General features: G+C 66.8%; 1 protein-coding gene and 1 pseudogene. Both read left to right on the top strand.

Features of this window, described 5'->3' with window-relative positions; all coding sequences use genetic code 11:
* Positions 1 to 261 precede the first annotated feature (261 nt).
* Positions 262 to 1032 carry an IS5-like element IS112 family transposase gene (locus ACFXG1_RS33165; protein ID WP_003949000.1) on the top strand — a complete coding sequence of 257 codons (771 nt, stop codon included), beginning with the start codon at positions 262 to 264 and terminating at the stop codon, positions 1030 to 1032.
* 190 nt (positions 1033 to 1222) lie between these two features.
* Positions 1223 to 1360 (top strand): annotated as a pseudogene (locus tag ACFXG1_RS33160) (IS5/IS1182 family transposase); the annotation flags it as partial.

Here is a 1360-nt window from a genome sequence, read left to right as displayed (position 1 = left end):
CGCCGTATCCGGGTCGAGCACGGCATCGGCCACCTCAAGAACTGGCGATCCCTCGCCCGCCACCACGGCCGCCGCGAGCACATGAGCGACATCATCCAATCCGTCGCCGGACTGCTCTCGCACCAGCAAGCGGCCACGGCCAGCGGTACACGAACGTGAACACATCCCCCGGCCCTCGGCTCTCGACGCGCTACCGCCAACCATGCACGAGGTCGTAAGGGCTGTCCCGTAACTGCTGGTCACAGATGAGATGATCTTGGCGTGGCTGGTGTGATCACGGCGTCGGAGCCGTCCTGGATTGCCCCGTTCAGCGGGCTGAGCCCGAGGCAGTTCGGGAAGCTGGTGACGGTGCTGCGTCGCGAGGGTGCGGACGCGGTCCGCAAGGGCCGGCCGTGGAGCCTGCCCCTGGAGGACCGGGCACTGCTGGTCGCGGCGTACTGGCGCACAAACCTGACCATGCGGCAGCTCGCCCCGCTGTTCGGGGTGTCGAAGTCGGCGGCGGACCGGATCATCGACCACCTCGGACCGATGCTCGCGCTCCAGCCCCGCAAGCGATTCGCCAAGGACACCGTGCTCATCGTGGACGGCACACTGGTCCCCACCCGGGATCACACCATCGCCGAGCGGTCGAAGAACTACCGGTACTCCACCAACCACCAGGTCGTCATCGACGCCGACACCCGCCTGGTCGTGGTGGTCGGACGGCCGCTCGCCGGCAACCGCAACGACTGCAAGGCATGGGAGGAATCCGGCGCCAAGGCCGCCGTCGGCAAGACCCTCACGATCGCCGACGGCGGCTACCCGGGCACCGGACTCGTCATCCCGCACCGCCGAGAGCGCGGACAGGCCGGACTCCCGGACTGGAAAGAGGAACACAACAAGTCCCACAAGCAGGTCCGAGCCCGCGTCGAGCACGTCTTCGCCCGCATGAAGACCTGGAAGATCCTCCGCGACTGCCGCCTGAAGGGCGACGGCGTCCATCACGCCATGCTCGGCATCGCCCGCATGCACAACCTCGCCCTCACCGGATAAACCGGCGGTCCGCACAACGGCCTCCCCCATACCCGAGGCGACCCGAAGATCATTTGCGGGACAGCCCTTAGCAGTGAGCTTCTTCGAGTTGGCTACCGATCGGGTGACGGTTTGTGTAGCGCAACGAGCGAGGCCCCCGAGCTGTTGATCGAGATGTCTGACGTCTCAACAACACTGCTCGGGGGCCTCGTTGGTTATCTTTCCTGCCGCACTCGACCTGCCGCATGCCCTCGTGGAGTGGGTGACCATGCTGGTCGTCACCCGTGAGGGCGACCGGCGCTGCAAGCTCCGTCCGTCTCAGCGAGCGATGGCGGCACTGGTGTACCTG

Source organism: Streptomyces sp. NPDC059248 (assembly GCF_042753905.1).
In the GTDB taxonomy this organism is placed as follows: Bacteria; Actinomycetota; Actinomycetes; order Streptomycetales; family Streptomycetaceae; genus Streptomyces.
This window is presented reverse-complemented; position numbering and strand designations above follow the sequence as displayed.